Here is a 17,698-nt window from a genome sequence, read left to right as displayed (position 1 = left end):
ATAAAATAATTAATAAAGATTATCAATTGAAAATAAGGGTGATATTATATGAATACAATGGAGTTATTAAAAGATAAATTAAAAGAAACAGGATTTAAAATAACACCACAAAGAAGAGCAATAGTTGAAATACTTATAAAAAATACAGATAAACATTTAAGCAGTGAAGAAATATATGATTTAGTTAGAGTAGATTGTCCTGAAATCGGATTAGCAACAGTTTATAGAACTATGCAGTTATTAGATGATGTTGGGGTTATATCAAAGCTTAACTTAGACGATGGATGTATAAGATATGAAATATGCCTAGATAAAGAAGATAGCCATAATCACCATCATTTAATATGTAAAAACTGTTCAAAGATAATAGAGGTTAAAGAAGATTTACTAGACTCAATCGAAAGACAAATACAAGAAACATACAAATTTGAAATAATGGATCATGATTTAAAGTTTTACGGACTATGTGAAGATTGTTCTAAATAAAAATATAATTATATTTTTTACTAGATAAAAAGGCATCTATCAAAAGATAGATGCCTTTTTGATTATGGATATTTATTAAATGTGTTTACTTAATAATGTATAAAAGCTACATAAGCTATATAAATAAAAACATGTTAAATATATAAAAACATACTTAATATATGATGATAAAAGCCGATAATATAAATTATAAATATTAGTATAGTAAAGCTTTCTAAAGATACAAAAAATATAGAAGGGACATTGAATTATGACTGGTTTAATATCATTATTTTTAGGTTTTGGATTTTTATTACTAGGTTTCATGGGTGAAGGAGGGCATGCTAGTGCTCTTGTTTCTTGGACGCCTCTTGTAATAGTATTTGGAGGAACAATTGGTTCCTTAGGTACATCATTTACTCCTAAACAATTAAAAAATATAGGTAGAATTTTAAAAGTTGCTTTTACTAGAAAATCAGCAGACTTAGTAGAAGTAATAGCATATCTTAATCATGTATTAGACAAAGTAAAAAAAGAAGGTTTTTTAAGTATTGAAGCTGAAGTAGACGAAGAAGAAAAAATGGATCCTTTTATGAAAAAGGCACTTTTATCAGCTATTGATGGGGTTCACCCTGAAGAGCTTAGAAATATGTTAGAAATTGAAGCATCAATGAGTTTTAAAAGACATAAGGTTGGTGCAGCTATATTTGACTCTGCTGGAGGAACAGCACCAACTATGGGTATCGTTGGTACAGTTTTAGGTCTTATACACGTTCTTGGAGGACTAGCAAGTGCAGATATGAATGCACTAGGAGGTAGTATATCGGCTGCATTCTTAGCAACTCTTTATGGACTTGGAAGTGCCAACTTAATATTCCTTCCAATTGGAACTAGACTTAAAAATTTAGGAAAAAATGAACAATTAGAAAAAGAAATTATAATGGAAGGTATAACATTAATTCAACAAGAAGTAAGCTCAACAATATTTATAGAAACTCTTAAAGGTTTTTTAGATAAAAAGGATCAAGCTAAGTTAGAAGAAAGATATTTAGAACACGTTGAATTGGAGGGTTAATCATGCAAAAAAGAAATAGATTTGAAGAAGAAGAAGAGCATGAAAACCATGAACGTTGGTTGCTTTCCTATGCAGACTTTATAACATTATTAATGATATTTTTCATTATAATGTATGCAATGAGTAGTATAAATAAAGGGAAATATGAAAAACTTACAACTGCTTTAAATGAGGCTATGGGTGATGGAACAGCTATAGCAGATACTGGAAGCAATATGGGTGGAGAAACTGGAAATGGCCTAAGTGAAAATGAAAAGTTAGAGAAAGTAAAAGAAAAGTTAGATAAGTATCTAAAAGAAAATAATCTTTCAGGTAGTGTTAATACAACAATAGAAAAAAGAGGATTAGTTGTTAGCTTTAATGATTCATTATTCTTTAATAGTGGTAAAGCAGACGTAAAACCAGATCAAGTTAATAAACTTGTTAAAATAAGTGAGATTATAAATAAATCCTTAGTAAAGGATAGTTATATAAGAGTTGAAGGTTATACAGATAATGTGCCTATGCACAATGAAATATTTAAATCTAACTGGGATTTATCAGTAATGAGGGCTAGTAACGTAGCGCAGATTTTAATAAATAATGGTGGAATAAATCCTCAAAAAATATCAGCAATAGGTTATTCAGAATATAGACCAAAATCTGATAATAATACAGTAGAAGGTAAGGCTAAAAATAGAAGAGTGGATATATTAATATTAAATTCTAAGTTTAATGAAGTTGAGAATAACAAAAAATAAAACATATATGCTCTAATTAACAATTTACATAAAATTATTAATTTAAATATTACTAGTGTAGTTACTGAATATTTATAGTAGCTATAATTTAGAATTAAAAAAGATATTAGCACAAATTGTGTTAATATCTTTTTTATATACAACTAAGCTTTAATATTTTAAGTATTTTTTAATAAATACTATTATAATATTGATAAATTTAATAAATTAAACTTATTTATTATAGTGAAAACTACCAATGTAGTTAAAATCATAATAAATATTATTTCTATAGCGTTATTTAAAAAGCCACCTACTTTAAAAAATCCTAGAGAAAACTTTTTATCACTAATAGGATATAAAAGAGGAATACCTGATCTTGTAAATAAATCTCCTAAAAATATATGACTAGCATAACTTATAGTTCCAAAAAATGATAAATTTAATATATTAGTTATTAGCTCGATTTGTTTTAATAAAAAATATACTATAATTATTGCAAATATACTGTGAGAAAAACTTCTATGTTTTAGCCAAGGAAATGTGGCAAGCATAAAGCAAAATATAGAAAAGTATATTTTAATATTAACTAAATAAAGACAAAATCCGAGAAGTATAAATATTAATGATATAAATACTTTTCTTAAGAAAGTATGATTAAGCTTTGACTCTATTATAAAAATAGATATAAATGTTATTAATGAGCTTAAAAAAAAGTTATCATTTATTTTAAGTGATATAAAAAATATAAATACATTTATCAAATATATTGTGATTTTTAAAATAAACTTAGAAGTATTCTTTTTTAAAAACATTTCAGATACTATTGAATTTGATTCATCTAAATCTGGTAGAATAGAGAAAAATGCAGATAATATGATATTAAAAATAGATATTGGTATATTAAATAATAATGAGGCTTGAATAACACTTAAAACACCTATAGTACAATGAGTTTTACCCCTCATAAAACCTCCCATTATAATTTAGATAAATATAATGTATATTTATCGCTAAATTTTATTTAATCAATACCTAAATAAAATGCATATTTAAGTATATAATAATATTTTATTTTATAGTTTGAGAATATCAGAATAATTTGACTTTGTCAAAATAATACAATAAATGTATTTCAAATACTACTTAATTTATTGATGAAATTATGGTACAATGATAATAACTGGTAAAGAGTGCGTGAATCGATATTATTTAAAATTTTAGAACGTGTTGAAATTTTAATAAAAACTGAATAGACATAGAGGAGATGATGCAGTTGTTCAAAAAAAGCGCCAATAAGATAAAAGTAATGGCACTAGGCGGTCTTAACGAAGTCGGCAAAAACATGACAGTTATCGAATACAAAGATGAAATAATTGTTATAGATGCGGGGTTAAGTTTTCCAGATGATGATATGTTAGGGGTAGATATAGTTATACCAGATATAACTTATTTAATCAAAAACAGAGATAAAATAAAGGGTATATTCATCACACATGGACATGAAGACCACATAGGAGCGCTTCCTTATATACTTAAAAAAATTAATGTACCTGTGTACGGTTCTAAGTTAAGCATAGGTCTTATACAAGTTAAGTTAAAGGAACATAAGTTAAATAACGTTAAGTTAAACGTTACTACACCAAGACAAATAATAAAGTTAGATCATATGGATGTTGAATTCATAAGAAATAATCACAGTATACCGGATGCTTGTTCTATAGCTGTTCATACAGATCAAGGAATAATATATCATACAGGTGACTTTAAAATAGACTTAACACCTATTGATGGGGATGTAATGGATATGCATAGAATATGTGAGCTAAGTAAAAAAGGTATACTTTTAATGTTAGCTGATAGTACTAATGCTGAAAGACCAGGATCTACATTATCTGAAAAGACAGTAGGATTAGGATTATATGATTTATTTAGAAAAGCTGAAAATAATAGAATAATAGTTGCAACATTTGCATCTAATATACACAGATTGCAACAAATAATAAATGCAGCAGAAAGATTTGGAAGAAAAGTTGCAGTTTCAGGAAGATCTATGGTAAATGTAGTAGGCGTTGCTAGTGAATTAGGATATTTAGACGTACCTGAAAATATGCTAATAGATCTAAACGATCTTCACAGATATGAAGATAGTGAAGTAGTTATAATAACTACAGGTTCTCAAGGAGAGCCAATGTCAGCTCTTGCTAGAATGGCAAGTTCTGATCATAAGAAAGTGGAAATAAGAAATGGAGATTTTATAATAATATCAGCTCATCCAATACCAGGAAACGAGAAATTAATATCTAAAGTAATAAACTGCTTATTTGAAAAAGGGGCAGAAGTTGTCTATGATGAAGTAGACATACACGTATCAGGACATGCTAAGCAAGAAGAATTAAAGTTAATCCATAGATTAGCTAGACCTAAGTTTTTCATGCCAGCACATGGTGAGTATAGGATGCTTAAAAAGCATGCGGAACTAGCAGAAGAATTAGGTATGCCTAGTCAAAATATATTTGTAAATAAAACAGGAGATGTTTTAGAAATAGATAGAAATTCAGCTAAGGTAACAGGAACTATACAAACAGGAAATGTATTAGTTGATGGATTAGGTGTGGGAGATGTAGGAAACATTGTTTTAAGAGATAGAAAGCATTTATCAGAAGATGGACTTATGATAGTTGTAGTTACTATATCTAAAGAAGAAGGAAGAGTATTAGCAGGACCAGACATAATATCTAGAGGATTTGTATATGTAAGAGAATCTGAAGATTTAATGGATGGAGCTAAAAATGTTATAAAAGATGTATTAAGAGACTGCGAAGATAAAAATATTAAAGAGTGGGCTTATTTAAAAAATAGTATAAAAGAAAACTTAAAAGAATATTTATACCAAAGAACAAAGAGAAATCCTATGATACTTCCTATAATAATGGAGGTATAATTAGAAAAGATTGAATATAATTTATTATATTCAATCTTTTTTTATGGGGGGAAACTATGTCAGTAAAAGATAGCGCTATGAAATTAGCAAATGAAATAAGAAATAGTAAGGAATATAAAGACTTTAGAAAAAATATGAATGAAGTAAAAAAAGATAAATCTTGTGAAAAACTTTTAAAGGAATATCAAGATATTCAAATTAAAGCACAAGGATATGTACTAAGAAACCAAGAGGTAGATAAAAAAGTCATTATGAAATTAGAATCTGTAGGAAAAAAGGTATCTAATAATAAAAAATTATATAACTACTTAAATAGTGAGCAAAAATTTAAATCTATGATGGATGATATAAATAAAATACTTGCTAAAAGTGTTGAAAAGGATTATAAATAGAAATACTATTAATAAATTTCATAGACTCACTAAGGAGAAAATAATATATGAAGATACTAGTCTTAAAAATAAGTTTAAGAGCAAATTGGGTTCATTCCCTTAAGGAAAAAAGAATGATAGTAAAAAGTATAATAAAAAAACTACAAAATAATTTTAATGTATCTATTATAGAAGTAGATAATCAAGATGTTCATCAGATAATATCAATAGGAATATGTAGTATAAGTTTAGAATTTAGTATGTGTGATTCAATAAAAGAAAAAATAATAAACTTTATAGAAGATAATACTGATGCATTAATATTTGAAATAGAAGAAGAAATAATAAATTACTAAAAAGGACTTAAAGTTAAGTCCTTTTTTTATTACAAAAAATAACAATCATAAATACCTTATATTAGTAAAAGATAAAAACATATAGAAATTTACTAATAGGAGGTAAAAATATGAGCAAGCAAAATGCAAAAAAAGCTCTAAAGCAACTAAAAATGGAAGTTGCAGCTGATTATGGGATGACTTATGATGATGCATTTGAAATAATAGAAAATGCACATGTAAATGAAGTTTTAGCTAATCATTTAAAAAGAGTAGAAGAACATAAGACTTATTTTTCTAACAAATTAAATAATCAAAATTAATATAACTTAAGCATAAGAGGTGTATAATATGAAAAAGCTAGCTAGTATATTAGTTGCATTTATAATGGCTATTATACCTATTAATACAAGTTTTGCAAATGATACGGGAAACATAAATGTATCCTCAAAATCCGCAGTACTTATGGATGTAGGTAGCGGAAAAGTTTTATATGAAAAACAAGCACATGAAAAGTTGCCACCAGCTAGTGTAACAAAAGTAATGACTATGCTTTTATGTATGGAAGCACTAGAAAGTGGTAAGCTAAAATTAACAGATGAAGTGCAAATAAGTGAAAATGCATCTAGTATGGGTGGAAGTCAGATATTTTTAGAAGCTGGAGAAGTACAAGATGTAGATACGTTAATAAAAGGTATAGCAGTAGCATCAGCAAATGATGCTTGTGTAGCTATGGGAGAACATATTGGAGGAAGTGTAGAAGGCTTTGTAGATATGATGAATAAAAAGGCTAAAGAATTAGGTATGAAGGATACTAACTTTGTAAACACTAATGGTCTTCCAGTTGATAATCACTACACTACTGCTTATGATATAGCTTTAATGTCTAGAGAGTTATTAAAGCATGAAGCTATAAGTAAGTACCTTACAACTTGGATGGACAAGGTTGTAGTAGGAAAGAAAAAGGTAGAAGTAGGACTTGCTAATACTAATAAGATGGTAAAACACTATCAAGGTACAACAGGTGTTAAAACAGGATTTACACAACAAGCAAAATATTGTTTATCTGCATCAGCTAAAAGAGGAAATACTCATTTAATAGCAGTAACATTAGGTGCAGAAACTTCACCAGAAAGATTTAAAGATTCTTCTAACTTACTAAACTATGGATTTGCAAATTATGAAAGTGTTAATCTTTGTACAAAAGATGATAAAATAGCAAACATAAAGATAGATAAAGCTGAAGATGAAAATATAGAATTAGTTGCAAAAGATGATTTAAGCCTTTTAATCAAAAAGGGTGGAAATAAAAACTTTGAAAGAAAAGTTAAGTTAAATGAAAACCTAAAACTTCCTATCAAAAAGGGAAGTGTACTTGGACAGATGGAAATATATCAAAATAAAAAGTCTATAGGGAAAGTGGACTTAGTAAATAATAAAGATATAAATAAAGCTGGATATATGAAAATGCTACAAAGGGTTATAGAAAACATGTTTTAAAAAATAGGTGCCTTAAACAACTTTTATAGTTAGAATAAGGCACCTATTTTTACTAATAACAAAAACATCTAGATTTAGATGTTATAAATTTCATAAAAATTTCTTCTGATTTACTAAATTTATGATTTTTTCTATAAGATATATAATAATTAAATTTAGTATCTAATTCTTTTACATCAACTTTTTTTAGAGTTTGATTTCTAAGTTCTTGTCTAATTGTAATTTTAGGAACAAAAGAAAGTCCTCTACCAGAAACTACAGATTGTTTTATTGCTTCAGGGGAATTAAATGAAAATATTATATTTAGTTTATCAACATCTAAACCATTTTTTCTAAGTATATTCTCTAAATTAAGCCTAGTAGCAGATGAATCTTCTCTCATTACTATTGGTATATTATAAATATCATCTATAGATATTTTATTATAAGTAGAATCTGGACTTGCAACTAAAACAAGTTCATCAGAAAGTATAGATACACATTCTAAGTCATTAGGAACAGATGATTCTTGAATTATTCCTAAGTTTAGGGTCATATCTTGTATTTTTTTTATAATTGAAAAAGTACTATCTATATGCATGGATATATTTATATCACTGTATATTTGTTTAAAAGTATATAAAGTACAAGGAAGGGCATAGTCCCCCATACTCCTACATGAACCTATATTTAAATCAGTATTTCTTTCTTCAAGTTTTTTTAAAGAAAGATGTATATTATCTTCAAGTGCTAATATAGCATCTGCATAATCATAAACTATCTTACCTTCTTCAGTAAGTTCAACGCCTCGACGTCCTCTATTTAATAGACATACTCCAAGAGTATTTTCAAGACTTTGGATTTGCATACTAAGACCAGGCTGACTTAAGTGAAGCATCTTAGCAGCTTTAGATATACTTTTAAATTTAACAGTATTGTAAAACGAACGTAAATGTATAAGATTCATAAACACTCTCCTAAAAGTTTTTCAAATAATGATAATTAATTCTTACAATAAATACATTATATAACAAAACGTTATCATATATAACAAATACTTATATAAAATGATATAAAAACTATGTTAATATTTAAATATAGGTTTGATATAAAATTAACGAGTAATTAATATTATAAAAAATATTTCAAAGAGGTGAAGAAATTGAGTAGGAAAATTTTAATAGTAGGTGGAGTTGCAGGTGGAGCTTCAGCTGCTGCTAGGCTTAGAAGACTTAATGAAAATGATAAAATAATAATGTTTGAAAAAGGGCCACATGTATCTTTCTCAAATTGCTGTTTACCATATCACTTAAGTGAAGTTATAGAGGATGCAGAGTCTTTAGTTCTTATGCAACCAGATAAGTTCTTTAATCAATATAGAATAGATACAAGAATAAATAATGAAGTTATAGATATAGATAGAACAAATAAAAAAATTAAAGTTAAAGATTTAATAAATAATAAAGAGTATGAAGAAAGTTACGATAAGTTAATATTATCTCCTGGTGCAAATCCAATAGTACCTAATATACCTGGAATTGAAAATATAAATGTATTTACAGTTAGAAATGTTGTTGATATAGCAAAATTAAAATATTTTGCTAATAAGTCATATGAAAATAAAGTAACTGTAATAGGTGGAGGATTTATAGGAGTTGAAGTTACTGAAAATCTTAGAGAAGCTGGATATGATGTAACATTAATAGAAGCATCTAAGCAAATAATGAAGCCATTTGACTATGATATGGTACAAATACTTCATAAAGAGTTAGATGATAAAGGAGTTAACTTAATATTAGAAGATAAGGTAGTAGCATTTGAAGATGGACATACTGTTTTAAATTCAGGAAGAAAAATAAAGTCAGACGTAGTTATTATGGCTATAGGAGTTACTCCTGATAATAAGTTAGCTAAACAAGCAGGGTTAGATATAGGTGAAAATGGATCTATAAAGGTAGACCATAATTACTGTACAAATGATAAAGACATATATGCAGTAGGGGATGCAATAGAAGTATATAACGCTTTAACTCATAGAAAGACTAGATTGCCACTTGCAGGGCCTGCTCAAAAACAAGCAAGAGCTGTTGCAGATCATATAAACAATATTCAAGTTAGAAATACTGGATTTATAGGTTCTTCAGTTATAAAAGTATTTGATTTAAATGGAGCATCTACTGGTCTTAATGAAAATATGATAAAGGAATTAGACATTAATATAGACTATGAAGTTGCAAGGGTTATACCTTCAGATAAAGTTGGATTAATGCCAGGAGCAAGTCCAATGCACTTTAAATTAATATTTGAAGTACCAACAGGAAAAATACTAGGAGCACAAGCTATAGGTAAAGGAAGTGTAGACAAAAGAATAGATGTTATAGCAACTCTTATAAAATTTGGTGCAACTGTAGAAGATTTAAAAGATTTAGAGTTATGTTATGCACCAACATTTTCAACTGCAAAGGATGTAGTAAACCATGCTGGATATGTAGCATCTAATTTACTTAACAATACATTTAAGCAAGTACCTGTTACAAAGGTTAGAGAGCTAGTAGAAAATGGGGAATATATAATAGATGTTAGAGAAGAAAATGAATTTGAATTAGGTCATGTAGTAGGGGCTAAAAACATACCTTTAAGTCAATTAAGAGATAGATTAGATGAAATACCAAAGGATAAAACATTATATGTACACTGTAGAAGTGCACAAAGAAGTTATAATGCAGTATTAGCACTTAAGCAGTTAGGATTTGAAAATGTATATAATATAGCTGGAAGCTTTTTAGGTATATGCTTATATGAATATTTTAATGATAAGACTAAAAATAGAAAGCCTATAGTTACACAATATAATTTTAATTAGGGGACAATTTGGAGGAGTAATATGATATATAATTTCGATGAAATAATGGATCGTAGTAACAATTTTTCAGCAAAGTATGATGAGGCTAAAAATAAATTTGGGAGAGATGATATAATACCTCTTTGGATTGCTGATATGGATTTAAAAACAGCACAGCCTATAATAGATGCAATAATAGGAAGAGCTAATCAAGGGATGTTTGGATATGTATCAAGACCAGAAAGATACTTTGAATTAGTAAGAGAGTGGCAATTAAAGAGAAATAATTGGGATGTTGATACAAAGTATATGGCACATGCTACAGGAGTAATGCCAATGATGTGTCATTTTATGAGAGAGTTTTTAAATGAAGGTGATAAGGTTATAGTTCAACCACCAGTATATTCGGAATTCTTTACAGCTGTAAAAGATTGGGGAGGAGAATTAGTATACAATCCTTTAAAGCTAGTAGATGGAGATTATCAAATGGACTTTGAAGACTTAGAAAAGAAGCTTAAAGATGGGGCTAAGTTTTTAATAGTTTGTAATCCTCATAACCCAGTTGGGAGAGTTTGGAGTAGAGAAGAACTAACTAAACTTGGTAATTTATGTTTAGAAAACAATGTTATGGTTATATCTGATGAAATACATTCAGACTTAATATTATTTAATAACAAGCATATACCAATGGCATCTATAAATGAAAACTTTAAAAAGAATACTATAACTTGTATGTCAGCTACAAAGACTTTTAATTTAGCAGGTCTTCAAGTATCAACTACAGTATTTCCTAACTTAGAAATGAAAAAGATATATGAAGATGTACAAGGAAAGTTGGATTCTAAAAGAAACAATGCATTTAGTGTAGTGGCAAATATGGCAGCTTATGCTCATGGTGAAGAATGGTTAGAGCAATTATTAACTTACTTAGAAGGTAATGTTGAGTTTATAAATAACTTCTGTAAAGAACATATACCACAAATAAAGCCAAATACTCCAGACTGTACATATTTAATGTGGCTAGATTGTAAGGATTTAGGGCTAGAGGGAGATAAATTAGTTGATTTCTTTACAAATGAAGCTAGACTTGGATTAAATGATGGAAGAAGTTTTGGAATAGGTGGAGAAGGCTATATGAGATTAAATGTAGCTTGTTCTAGAAAGTTATTAGAAAAAGCTATGAATCAATTAAAAGAAGCAGTAGATAAGAAAAACTTATAGGGGAGTATAGGTTTTAAAATAAGGGATTATAGCTAGTTTAGTTATAATCTCTTGAAAATAAATTTATCTAAGAGTTAATGATTTATATAACTAATAATAATTTTGCTCAAAAGGAAAAGGGTTTTATACATTGTTTTAAATAAAATTTTATAATACGGGGGTTTATTATGGAAATTAAAGCACAGGCAAAGTCAAAAAAGAGCTTTCTTTTAAGATCTTTAGACACAGTTGAAAGAGTAGGTAATTCGCTACCTCATCCAGCGACAATATTTATAATATTAACAGCAGTTGTAATATTAGGATCAGCTATTGCAAGTAGTATGGGTCTTTCTGTAAGTTATGATGCTTATGACCAAGCAACTGGAGCTATAGTTGAAACTCAAGTTGTAGCAGAAAGTTTACTATCACCAGATGGTATTAGATATATGTTTACTTCTATAGTATCAAACTTTACTAGCTTTTTTGCACTAGGACCAGTATTTGTAATAATACTATGTGTTGGAGTTGCAGAAGGAACAGGATTTTTATCAGCAGCCTTAAGAAAAGTAGCAAAAGTTACACCAAAGAAGATGGTTACAGCTATGATAATATTCTTGGGAATAATGTCAAATGTAGCATCATCTACTGGATATGTTGTATTAGTTCCATTAGGAGCAATAATATTTATGAGTTTTAAAAGACATCCAATAGCAGGTATGGCAGCAGCATTTGCAGGAGTATCTGGAGGATGGAGTGCAAACTTACTTATAGGTACAAATGACCCAATGTTTGCAGGTATATCAACAGAAGCTGCAAATATGATAAATCCAGAATACTTTGTTCAACCAACAGCTAACTGGTACTTTATGATAGCATCAACTTTCTTAATAGTAGCAGTAGGAACATTTGTAACAGAAAAAATAGTAGAGCCAAGACTTGGAAAATATGTATCAGATGAAGACGCAGTAGTTGAAGATATAACAGACCTTGAAAAAAGAGGTATGAAGTGGGGAGTATTATCATTAATAGTTTATATAGCATTTATAGGATTATTAGTACTTCCTCAAAATGGAGTACTTAGAGACCCAGAAACTGGTTCAATATTAACTTCACCATTTATGAGTAGTATTATACCTATAATGGCATGTTTATTTTTGGTACCTGGAATATTCTATGGAATAGGAGCTAAGGTTATAAAAAATGATAAAGATGTTATAGAGTTAATGATAAAAGGTGTAACTAGTATAGCAGGATTTTTAGTTTTAGTATTCTTTGCAGGACAATTTATAAAGTTCTTTGACTATTCAAAGCTTGGAACTATAATGTCAGTTAATGGAGCACATTTCTTAGAAAATACAGGCTTTGTAGGATTACCACTTATAATATGCTTTATAGTTTTAACAGCTCTTTTAAATATAATAATAGCTGTTGACTCTGCTAAATGGGTTTTAATGGCTCCAATATTTGTTCCTATGTTTATGCAAATAGGATTATCACCAGAGCTTACTCAATTAGTATTTAGAATAGGAGATTCATGTACTAATGTTATAGCACCACTTATGCCATTCTTTGCACTTATAGTAGCCTTTTGTCAAAAGTATGAGAAAAAAGCTGGGGTTGGTACATTAATAACAACAATGTTACCATACTCAATAGCATTTTTAATAGGATGGACGTTATTATTTATAGTTTGGTATACATTTGGTTTACCAATAGGACCAGGATCACCATTATTTTACGGAGCATAATTTAAATTAGGAGATAGTGAATATGAAACCTAAAGTTCAAAAAATAAAGAGATTATTAAGAGAAAATAATATTGATGGAGTTATAGTAAACTCTCCGGAAAATTTTACTTATATAACAGCTTATTCTTCACATCAACATACAGTATCTAGACAAGCACATTTTGCTGTAAGTGTATTAGATAACAAAGAAGAAAGTAGGGCTATAGCTATAGGAATGGATTTTGAAAGTGAAGCATTTTCTGATTATATGGACTGTATAGTTAAAAAATATAGTACATGGGTTGGGGGAAAAACTTTTGAAGAAGTTTTAGCTAATAAAGAAGTTGTATCTAATAAAACTTTTGTAACTTCATTAGATGTAGTAGTTGAAAGTATAAAAGAATTAAATCTTGAAGATAAAAAAGTAGGTATAGAACTTGATTTTATATCAGCAACATATTTTGATTCTTTAAAGAGAGCTCTTCCTAATGTGGATTTTGTAAATGTTTCTAATTTATTTATAGAAGCTAGAAGTGTTAAAGAAGATGATGAAATAGAATACTTTAGAAAGTTAGCTAGAGTAGCTGATGAGGCACTTTTACATACAAGTCAGTTTGTTAAAGAGGGAGTAAGTGAAAGAGAACTGTTTGATATATACTGTAAAAAGGTAATGGAATCAGGAATATGCTTCCCAAGTGGATGGTCATCATTTTGTGCAGGTGAAAATTCAGGAAGACTTTGTCGATCTACTGATAGGATAATAAAAAATGGAGATGTAGTAAAATTCGACGGGGGGGTAAATGGAGACACTAACTTTTATACAACAGATTTTTCTAGAAGTTGGATAGTTGGAGATGCTCACCCAGTACTTAGTGAGTTAAAGCAAAGATTAGTTGAAGCTCAAAGGCTTATGATAGATTCAGTTAAACCAGGACTTGGTTTTGATGAATTATTCTCAATAGGATTTAATTATGTAAAAGAAAAGTATAAGTTCTATGAAAGAGGTCATCTAGGACATAGTATAAGTATGGGACCTCAAACGGCAGAGGCACCATTTATATCATTAAGCGAAAAAAGAAAGCTAGAAGTTGGTATGATACTTTGTATAGAAACACCATGTTATATATCTGGATTTGGTGGATTTAATATAGAAGATATGATATTAGTTACAGAAGATGGTTGTGAAGTATTAACACCACTTACACCACATTATAAATAAAAATAAAAGGTAGTGTTAAAGTGCTTAACACTACCTTTTTATATACTGATGAAATTATAATATTTTAAAAGTTATGAAAAATTGTTGTATAGTAAGTTTATATATTTATTTTGAATTTATTAATAAGGTAGATATTAACATGATTACTTTTAAATATTAATACGCATAATATTATATGAAAATATATTGTAGGAGGTAATTGAATGAGAGCACTTTCAGAAATAGAAAATCTATCTTTAGCAGCAGTGTTAAAAATGGAATCTGATGGTTTAATTATGCAAAGAGCAATAGATTCTTTAATATCAGATGAAGACTTAAAGAGACAATCAGAGGCTAGTATATTAGCAACAGAAGGAAGAATTAAAGCAATACAACAATTTATAGTTGAGAATAAAATACCAGCTACTGAGGAGGAATAGATACTATGAGAAATATGCTAGGAAATTTAATAAAAGATAATGCAGATCTAAACGATGAAATAATAGCTTTAGGTATGCTTTCATCTGCAAAAGAAGCTGCAGACATGTATCTTAATTCTACATTAACAAGTAGTACACCAGAATTAAGAGCGCTATATTCAGCATCATTAACTCAAATGGTTGGAGGTCATACAGCACTTACTGAATTAAGTCTTAATAAGGGATGGATTAAGCCATATGATACTCCTATTCAACAATTAACATGTGCTTATAATGAATCAAAACATGTTATTAGCGAAAATAGATAGTTATATTTCAATTTTAAAGAACTTAAATTGTAACCTTTATTTTGTCATTCAACCGACAGGATAATAAAAAATGGAGCGTAGTTAAATTCGACGGGGGGTAAATGGAGACACTAACTTTTATACAACAGATTTATCTAGAAGTTGGATAGTTAAAGCTCAAAGGCTTATGATAGATTTAGTTAAGCCAGTACTTGGTTTTAATGAATTATTCTCAATAGGATTTAATTATGTAAAGGAAAAGTATAAGTTCTATGAAAGAGGTCATTTAGAACATAGTATAAGTATGGGACCTCAAACGGTGGAGACACCATTTATATCATTAATCGAAAAAAGAAAACTAGAAGCTAGTATGATACTTTGTATAGAAACACCATGTTATATATCTGGATTTGGTGGATTTAATATAAAAGATATGATATTAGTTACTGAAGATGGTTGTGAAGTATTAACACCACTTACACCACATTATAAATAATATATAAATTAAAAAGGCAGCTATTAATAAATAATTAGTAGCTGCCTTTTAATGTAATAGATTAGTGGTTAACATATAAGTATCTGATTATACAAAAGTTTTGATTATGAATTAATTACTTGATATAATAAAATTAAAACTAAATATAGGAGATGAAAAAATGAATTTAGATTATATATTGTCAACGGTAGTTGCAATTGCTGTTGCTATAAGCGTTCATGAGTTTGGTCATGCGTATTCGGCACACTTACTGGGGGATGATACGGCTAAGATGTATGGAAGAATGACTATAAATCCAGCTAAGCATATAGACCCTATTGGGCTTTTAATGATGATTATATTTAAAATAGGTTGGGCAAAACCTGTTCCTGTTAATCCAAATAATTTTAAAAACTACAAGATAGGAAATGTGTTAGTTTCATTTTCAGGAGCTATAGCAAACATTATAACTGCTATAATATGTGTGCTTATAAATAAGTATATAAATATGTATGCTATTAATTTAATAGCTTCTATGACTATGATATATAATGTAGGTTTTGCTGCATTTAACTTACTTCCCCTACCTCCACTTGATGGATGGGGAATAGTATCAACATTTATACCATATAAATACAATGAATATGTTTATAGATATGAAAATATGAGTAGTATAATATTTTTAGTTTTAATATTTACAGGATTAGTTGGTATATTTGTAGAACCAATAAGAGATATAATAATTAACATAGTATTTTTATTTGCATAATTTAAGAGGTAATCCATGAAGTATAATATACATTTACAGGTTTATGATGGACCACTAGATTTATTATATGATATGATATCTAAGCAAAAGATAGATATAAAGGACATATCAATAATAGAAATAACAAAACAATACATAAATTATATAAAAATGCTAGAGAAAATGGACTTAGAGGTAACTAGTGAATTTATAACAATGGCATCTAAGTTACTTCAAATAAAATCTAAGTATTTATTATATAAACAAAAAGAAGATGAAGAAAGTGTTGACCCTAGACTTGAATTAGTAGAACAATTAGAAGAATATAAAAAGTTCAAGCTAGCAACAGATTCTATAAAAGATAACATAACTTATATAGATGAATTATTCTTTAGAAAAAAAGAAGAAATAATAACAGATGAAAAAGTAGAATTAGAAGATATATCTATAGAGGCTATAAAAAATATACTTCCTTTAATACTTAAAGTAAAATCTGTTGAAGATGAAAAAGTAGAAGATAAAAGATTAGACAAAATAGTAAGAGGTAGAATAATACCTGTTGAAGAAAAGATATCTTTTATAAGAAGTATAATAGAAGTAGAAAAAGAAGTAAGATTTACAAAGATAATAGAGTCTTGTGATAAAGATGAAGTTATAGCAACATTTTTATCTATATTAGAAATGATAAAAGGAAAAGAAGTAATAGTAGAACAAGACTTATTCTTTGATGACATAATAATAAAGAAAAGCTCGGAGTGATAAAATGAGACGTGAAGATATTAAAAATATTATAGAAGCTATAATGTTTGCTTACTCAGAACCTATAAGTATTGGTGAGCTAAATAGTATAATAAATGAAGAGCTATCAAGCAAAGAGATAGAGTTAATGTTAAACTCTTTAATAGAAGAGTATAAGGAAAACAATAGAGGTATACAAATAATAAAATTAGAAAATAAATACCAAATGACTACTAACAAAGAGTATGCAGGATTTATAAAAAAATTATTAGAACCAAAAAAAAGAAAACACTAAGTCAGGCAACTCTTGAAACACTAACTATAATAGCCTACAAACAACCTATAACAAAGGTTGAAGTAGAAAATATAAGAGGAGTAAAATGTGATAGAGCAATATCTGTTTTACTTGAAAATGAACTTATAAAAGAAGCTGGAAGGTTAGAAAAAATAGGGAAACCTATAATATATAAAACTACTGATGAGTTTTTAAAATTACTAAGCATAGAAAGCTTAGATGATTTACCACCATTAAATGAAGAAAAAGAAATCCAATAGGTTTATCCTATTGGATTTTTTACATTCAAGATAATTATATTAAGTATAAAACTATTGATAACTCATAAAGGTAAGATATTTCAATAGCTTTGAAAATGTA

General features: G+C 28.1%; 19 protein-coding genes and 1 pseudogene. 18 read left to right on the top strand and 2 right to left on the bottom strand.

Annotated features, from left to right (window positions below):
* Positions 1 to 48 precede the first annotated feature (48 nt).
* The 3 genes from FRIFI_RS10430 to FRIFI_RS10420 all read left to right on the top strand — a co-directional run bounded on the left by FRIFI_RS10430 (position 49) and on the right by FRIFI_RS10420 (position 2,280).
* The gene (locus tag FRIFI_RS10430; RefSeq protein WP_092924614.1) at positions 49 to 486 is read left to right on the top strand and encodes a Fur family transcriptional regulator; all 438 of its coding nucleotides are present in this window, start codon (positions 49 to 51) and stop codon (positions 484 to 486) included.
* Positions 487 to 736: 250 nt separating this feature from the next.
* The gene (locus FRIFI_RS10425) at positions 737 to 1,540 is read left to right on the top strand and encodes a motility protein A (RefSeq protein WP_166505816.1); all 804 of its coding nucleotides are present in this window, start codon (positions 737 to 739) and stop codon (positions 1,538 to 1,540) included.
* Positions 1,541 to 1,542: 2 nt separating this feature from the next.
* Entirely contained in the window at positions 1,543 to 2,280 is a 738-nt protein-coding gene (locus FRIFI_RS10420; protein ID WP_092924619.1) for a flagellar motor protein MotB, read from the top strand.
* 182 nt (positions 2,281 to 2,462) lie between these two features.
* Here FRIFI_RS10420 and FRIFI_RS10415 read toward each other — a convergent pair whose 3' ends face one another.
* The gene (locus FRIFI_RS10415) at positions 2,463 to 3,227 is read right to left on the bottom strand and encodes a metal-dependent hydrolase (protein ID WP_166505815.1); all 765 of its coding nucleotides are present in this window, start codon (positions 3,225 to 3,227) and stop codon (positions 2,463 to 2,465) included.
* 302 nt (positions 3,228 to 3,529) lie between these two features.
* On the opposite strand from FRIFI_RS10415, the gene FRIFI_RS10410 reads away from it, so the two are divergent.
* The 5 genes from FRIFI_RS10410 (at position 3,530) to FRIFI_RS10390 (ending at position 7,409) form a co-directional block, all read left to right on the top strand.
* Complete coding sequence (locus tag FRIFI_RS10410; protein WP_092924623.1) at positions 3,530 to 5,203, top strand: ribonuclease J; 1,674 nt, start codon at positions 3,530 to 3,532, stop codon at positions 5,201 to 5,203.
* Between the two features lie 56 nt (positions 5,204 to 5,259).
* Entirely contained in the window at positions 5,260 to 5,595 is a 336-nt protein-coding gene (locus FRIFI_RS10405; RefSeq protein ID WP_092924625.1) for a YlbF family regulator, read from the top strand.
* Positions 5,596 to 5,642: 47 nt separating this feature from the next.
* A complete protein-coding gene (locus FRIFI_RS10400) occupies positions 5,643 to 5,930 on the top strand; it encodes a DUF503 domain-containing protein (protein WP_166505813.1) in 288 nt (95 codons plus the stop codon).
* A gap of 110 nt (positions 5,931 to 6,040) precedes the next feature.
* Positions 6,041 to 6,232: a CD1290 family small acid-soluble spore protein gene (locus tag FRIFI_RS10395; RefSeq protein ID WP_092924629.1), complete on the top strand. Its 192-nt coding sequence runs from the start codon at positions 6,041 to 6,043 to the stop codon at positions 6,230 to 6,232.
* A gap of 28 nt (positions 6,233 to 6,260) precedes the next feature.
* On the top strand, positions 6,261 to 7,409 hold the full coding sequence (locus FRIFI_RS10390; protein WP_092924631.1) for a D-alanyl-D-alanine carboxypeptidase family protein: 1,149 nt from the start codon (positions 6,261 to 6,263) through the stop codon (positions 7,407 to 7,409).
* A 52-nt stretch (positions 7,410 to 7,461) separates the two neighbouring features.
* Here the strand turns inward: FRIFI_RS10390 and FRIFI_RS10385 are convergent, their stop codons facing one another.
* Entirely contained in the window at positions 7,462 to 8,355 is an 894-nt protein-coding gene (locus tag FRIFI_RS10385) for a LysR family transcriptional regulator (protein ID WP_166505812.1), read from the bottom strand.
* 195 nt (positions 8,356 to 8,550) lie between these two features.
* On the opposite strand from FRIFI_RS10385, the gene FRIFI_RS10380 reads away from it, so the two are divergent.
* The 10 genes and pseudogenes from FRIFI_RS10380 to scpB all read left to right on the top strand — a co-directional run bounded on the left by FRIFI_RS10380 (position 8,551) and on the right by scpB (position 17,598).
* A complete protein-coding gene (locus tag FRIFI_RS10380) occupies positions 8,551 to 10,251 on the top strand; it encodes an FAD-dependent oxidoreductase (protein WP_166505811.1) in 1,701 nt (566 codons plus the stop codon).
* A gap of 21 nt (positions 10,252 to 10,272) precedes the next feature.
* The gene (locus FRIFI_RS10375) at positions 10,273 to 11,451 is read left to right on the top strand and encodes a MalY/PatB family protein (RefSeq protein ID WP_166505810.1); all 1,179 of its coding nucleotides are present in this window, start codon (positions 10,273 to 10,275) and stop codon (positions 11,449 to 11,451) included.
* A 167-nt stretch (positions 11,452 to 11,618) separates the two neighbouring features.
* Entirely contained in the window at positions 11,619 to 13,178 is a 1,560-nt protein-coding gene (locus tag FRIFI_RS10370) for an AbgT family transporter (RefSeq protein ID WP_092924639.1), read from the top strand.
* A 22-nt stretch (positions 13,179 to 13,200) separates the two neighbouring features.
* Positions 13,201 to 14,376, top strand: a complete 1,176-nt coding sequence (locus FRIFI_RS10365) for a M24 family metallopeptidase (protein ID WP_166505809.1) — start codon at positions 13,201 to 13,203, stop codon at positions 14,374 to 14,376.
* Positions 14,377 to 14,579: 203 nt separating this feature from the next.
* Positions 14,580 to 14,795: a hypothetical protein gene (locus FRIFI_RS10360; RefSeq protein WP_092924643.1), complete on the top strand. Its 216-nt coding sequence runs from the start codon at positions 14,580 to 14,582 to the stop codon at positions 14,793 to 14,795.
* 5 nt (positions 14,796 to 14,800) lie between these two features.
* Positions 14,801 to 15,103 (top strand): spore coat protein, encoded by a 303-nt coding sequence (locus tag FRIFI_RS10355; RefSeq protein ID WP_166505808.1) that lies wholly within the window; start codon positions 14,801 to 14,803, stop codon positions 15,101 to 15,103.
* A gap of 85 nt (positions 15,104 to 15,188) precedes the next feature.
* Complete coding sequence (locus tag FRIFI_RS10350) at positions 15,189 to 15,578, top strand: M24 family metallopeptidase (RefSeq protein ID WP_330405626.1); 390 nt, start codon at positions 15,189 to 15,191, stop codon at positions 15,576 to 15,578.
* A 160-nt stretch (positions 15,579 to 15,738) separates the two neighbouring features.
* Complete coding sequence (locus FRIFI_RS10345; protein ID WP_092924649.1) at positions 15,739 to 16,326, top strand: site-2 protease family protein; 588 nt, start codon at positions 15,739 to 15,741, stop codon at positions 16,324 to 16,326.
* 15 nt (positions 16,327 to 16,341) lie between these two features.
* Positions 16,342 to 17,064, top strand: a complete 723-nt coding sequence (locus tag FRIFI_RS10340; protein ID WP_092924651.1) for a segregation and condensation protein A — start codon at positions 16,342 to 16,344, stop codon at positions 17,062 to 17,064.
* A gap of 4 nt (positions 17,065 to 17,068) precedes the next feature.
* Positions 17,069 to 17,598, top strand: a pseudogene (gene scpB, locus FRIFI_RS15485) (SMC-Scp complex subunit ScpB).
* The last annotated feature ends 100 nt before the right edge of the window (positions 17,599 to 17,698 follow it).

This window comes from Romboutsia hominis, assembly GCF_900002575.1.
GTDB lineage: Bacteria > Bacillota > Clostridia > Peptostreptococcales > Peptostreptococcaceae > Romboutsia_C > Romboutsia_C hominis.
This window is presented reverse-complemented; position numbering and strand designations above follow the sequence as displayed.